4 protein-coding genes are annotated in these 3965 nt (G+C 67.5%); 2 read left to right on the top strand and 2 right to left on the bottom strand.

The window, feature by feature from the left end; all coding sequences use genetic code 11:
• Positions 1–116 precede the first annotated feature (116 nt).
• On the top strand, positions 117–974 hold the full coding sequence (locus ACWD0J_RS41020; RefSeq protein WP_451500964.1) for a helix-turn-helix domain-containing protein: 858 nt from the start codon (positions 117–119) through the stop codon (positions 972–974).
• A gap of 72 nt (positions 975–1046) precedes the next feature.
• Here the strand turns inward: ACWD0J_RS41020 and ACWD0J_RS41015 are convergent, their stop codons facing one another.
• A complete protein-coding gene (locus ACWD0J_RS41015) occupies positions 1047–1382 on the bottom strand; it encodes a LamG domain-containing protein (protein ID WP_451500963.1) in 336 nt (111 codons plus the stop codon).
• 150 nt (positions 1383–1532) lie between these two features.
• Between ACWD0J_RS41015 and ACWD0J_RS41010 the strand changes: the two genes are divergently transcribed.
• Positions 1533–1784: a hypothetical protein gene (locus tag ACWD0J_RS41010; RefSeq protein WP_451500962.1), complete on the top strand. Its 252-nt coding sequence runs from the start codon at positions 1533–1535 to the stop codon at positions 1782–1784.
• Positions 1785–1939: 155 nt separating this feature from the next.
• On the opposite strand, the gene ACWD0J_RS41005 is transcribed toward ACWD0J_RS41010, so the two are convergent.
• Complete coding sequence (locus ACWD0J_RS41005) at positions 1940–3370, bottom strand: glycoside hydrolase family 43 protein (RefSeq protein ID WP_451500961.1); 1431 nt, start codon at positions 3368–3370, stop codon at positions 1940–1942.
• Positions 3371–3965: the final 595 nt, after the last annotated feature.

Genomic DNA, 3965 nt, shown 5'->3' with positions numbered 1-3965 from the left:
ACGACTCCATACTGGGGCGGAACCGGATATCCCGCGAGGTACGCTGCGGACTCGTGATGGTCCACAGGCGACAAACCGATGAGCGGCCCGGTCGGTCGGGGACGACACTGCCGGAGGTGCTCTTCCAGCCCCCGGCCGACACTCCGGCCGGTCTGGAGGTGATGACCCTGGCCGACTTTCGTGACCGTACCCGCGACTGGCCCTGGCACATCGCCACCCCGCACCGGCAGGACTTTCACACCCTGGTGCTGGTCATCTCCGGCACCCTGCGTCACCGGGTCGACTTCACCGGGTACGTTCTGCCGCCGGGCTCATGGCTGTGGATCCGGCCCGGTCAGGTCCACCAGTGGCAGAACCCCGACCAGGCCGAGGCCACGATGATCCTGTTCCAGGAGGACTTCGTCTCCCCCGACACGGCTGAACTGGCTGGTCTCGGCACCTCCTACGGCATGCCCCTGTACAGCCCCGACGCGGCAGAGGCCCACACCCTTGCGGCCTCGGCCGAGCAGTTGGCAGCGGAGTTCTCCCAGCGAGGCCGCCACCCACTGCCAGTACACGCCGCCCTGCTGCACCGCCTGCTCGATGTCGTGTTGCTCCGCCTGGCCCATCTGCGGCAGTCGGGCCCGGCCGCGGAAGCCGCCCCCGAGCCCTTCCTGCGCTTCCGCGACGCCGTCGAGCAGGAACTCTCCCGCACTCACCGCATCGACGACTACGCCCGCGAACTCGGCTACTCCACCCGCACACTCACCCGCGCCACCCAGACCGCCGCCGGGATCAGCGCCAAGGACTATCTGGACCGGCGCCTCGTCCTGGAGGCCAAACGCCTCCTGGCCCACGGCTCCGATCCCGCCGCCACCGTGGCCACCCGCCTTGGCTTCACCAGCGCCACCCACTTCGGTAAATTCTTCCAACGCCACACCGGCCGCACCCCCCTCGCCTTCCGCGCCACGCAGCGGGGACGACGGCCGACGTAGCCGACTGCGACACCCAGACCCGGACAGTCTGTCCTCCTCGAGGAGAGCTTGGGGCGTGGGACTGCGGCGAGGCTAGTCCCCGTCTCGAGTACGAAGCCGGAGATAGCGGTGTTGAACGGCCGGTCGAAGCCACGGGCGCGTCGGAGGCTGAACGCCCCGCGGTCTTCCTGGGGATTCGAGGACCTCGCCGGGAGCCAGCGCACGGTTGTAGACCCGGAAGTCGCACATCTTGCCCTTGAAGAACTTGGCACCGCTGCAGAGCGACTTGCCTATGCAGTCGGCCGTGGTGACGCCGGACCCGACGGAACCGGGGGTGATGGTGACCGCCGTGTTGCGGGCCGCCTTCACGCCGTCCTGGTAGAGGACGCCCGTTGTGCCGGTTCGGGTGTAGGCGACGTGTGTCCACACCGAGTGCGGCAGCGCGGGGGAGGCCTGGGTTTTCTGCTCGGTGGAAAACCCTCGGAGGCGATGGCGGTCCGCAGCGAGTTGCCGGTGGCGAACAGGTACCCGTTGCCGGCGCTGTTGCTGGTGTTGCCGAAGCAGTAGAGGAAGTACGGCGTGGCCTGGGTGGCATCGGTCTGCACGTCCATCGAGATCGAGACGGTGATCGAGTTCATGCCGCTCATGATGTTGTCCGGCACCGTGATGAAGGTGTCGGAGCCGTTGAACGTGAGCCCTTCCCCGGCACCCGACCAGCTTGCGGTGCCGTTGACGGTTCCGTTCCGGCCGTTGCCGGAGGCGTCCGCCGCCACGGTGCCCGAGGTGGCGTCGAGCCGGCTCGACAACTCGCCGCCGCCTGCGGACTGCTGATACGTCCGGCCGCCGGACCATACGAGAGGTCTTCACCGTCGCTCGCTCTCGCTGTGCGAAACCACTCGTGGGTGGGATGCCGGCGCCTTCCCCGTCGGGGAGACGGGTGGGAGGTCGCCGTGAGGGCGCCGGCATCCCTGTCCGGTCGGGTCGGGTCAGCTCGTCACGCGGAAGGTGGCGTCACTGCGGCCCGTCGCGGTGGTGATCGGGTCGAGCCGCAGTTGGTAGGCGTAGTGGCGGATGTACCGGTCGGGGTGGTTGTAGGACTGGAACGACGACCATGTCGCGTCGGCGAGTCCGGCGACCTGGCGGAAGGTGGCGTCCGCGGCGAACCCGGTGGTGCCGTCGTTGTAGGCGAGCTGGAAGTCGAAGTTGGTGTGGCGCAGGAAGTATCCAGGGAAGTTCACCGACTCGAAGGAGACGGTGCCGGAGCCGGCAAGGCCCGTCCGCAGCCGGAACTGAGCGTCCGGGCCAGTGATGTTCTGGTCGATGCGCACGTCGAAGTTGGCGTGCCGCACGTACCGGTCCTGGAAGTTGAACGACTGGAGCCGGTTAATCGTGGTGTTGGGCCAGCGTGCGAGCACGCGGCTCTCCTCGGCGGCCGTCATGTTCAGGATCCAGCCGTGGCGCTTCTTGGTGCCGCCCATGTTGTAGCTTCCCGACGCCTGCCTCTGGTAGGTGGCTGGGTCGGAGGGGTTGGTGGTCAGGACCGGCATGTACCCGCCGCCCGTGGCGTACTGGTCGAGGTAGAGGGCCCACTTGTTGCTGCCGTTGAACTTCATCCACATCGGGCCCTCGACCTGGGAGCCGGTGAGGCCGATGCCGGAGAGGTTGCCGAGAGTGGTCCACGTCCCGAGGATCGAGTTGCTGCCTTCGAGCGTGATCTGGCCGTCGCCGGAGGCCCGTACGTAGCGGTAGTTGCCGACGCCGGACGGCGTCTCGATGATCTGGGTGTCGATGATGCCCTGGGTGCCGGGGCGGTCGATGTAGAGCTGGGGGGTGGTGATGGTGCGGAAGTCGGTGGTGCGGGCGTAGTAGATGCGGTGCTTCAGTACGCCGTTGAGGGTGGCGTTCGTCGCCCAGTACAGGACGTAGTCGTTGGTGGCCGGGTTCCAGATCGCCTCGGGCGCCCAGGCGTTGCGTCCGTCGGAGATGGCGCCGGCGACGTTGAGCAGGCGCGGCTGTGACCAGGTGGCCAGGTCCGTGGACTCCCACACCACGAGGTTGCGGCTGGCATCGGTCTGGGAGGAGCCCCACGTCTGCCCGCAGCCGATGCACAGGTCGGTCGCGATGATCCAGTACTTGCTGCCGTCGGGGGATCTCACCAGTGCGGGGTCGCGCACTCCCTTCGTGCCGACCGTGGAGCGCAGGACCATGCCGCCGCCGTTGAGGTCGTTCCAGTTCACGCCGTCGGTGCTGTGCGAGAGGTACATCTGCTGATTGGTCGACCCCTCACCGGTGAAGTGCACCATCAGGTAGCCCGGGTCGGCGGCAGCGGCCCGCTCGGGTGCGGTCAGGGCTTGGGACGTGAGGAGCAGGCAGGCGGCGACCAGTATCGCCGCCAGCCGGCCGAGAAGCCTGGCCATGTGGATCTCCTGTCGTACTACGGGTGCCATGATCGGGTTGCAGGTGGGGTCAAGGGTGAAAGCCGGTTTCTGTGCCTGCGGGACAGGACCTGCTGTCGCATGACGCGGAACGTCGCGTTGGGGCGCTCGGGCGTTGGGCCGGTCAACGGCCGGGGAGCCGGAGTTCTCGCCTGAACGTGGCGGGGATCGGCGACGCGGCAGCGGCGGGCTGGGTGCCGAGCGGAGAAGGCAGGCCCGACCGAGCAGCCACGAGAGCGAAGCAGTAACGGGTGCGGTACACGGGCTGTCCCCTTTGACGGCCATCAAGTTCGACATTTCGAACATCGTGCGCAACTTGGACCAGAAGATAAGTTTCGGCCAAGAGCTCGTCAATGGCACTGGCCGATTTGCTGCTGAATATTCTGTGGGCGGGCGTGTTCTTGCTCGAGTCGCTGCCGAGTGCCCCCGTACTCGTGTGAGTGCGGGGGCTGGAAGAGCACCTCCGGCAGTGTCGTCCCCGGCCGACCGGGCCGCTCATCGGTTTGTCGCCTGTGGACCATCACGAGTCCGCAGCGTACCTCGCGGGATATCCGGTTCCGCCCCAGTATGGAGTCGT

Source organism: Streptomyces sp. NPDC003011, assembly GCF_053591515.1.
The sequence above is the reverse complement of the archived record's forward strand: the minus strand, read 5'-3'. Positions and strand labels throughout refer to the sequence as shown.

Excerpts from the sequence above, each read along its gene's own strand:
- ACWD0J_RS41005 (WP_451500961.1), bottom strand. The coding sequence starts at position 3,370 with ATGGCCAGGCTTCTCGGCCGGCTGGCGGCGATACTGGTCGCCGCCTGC.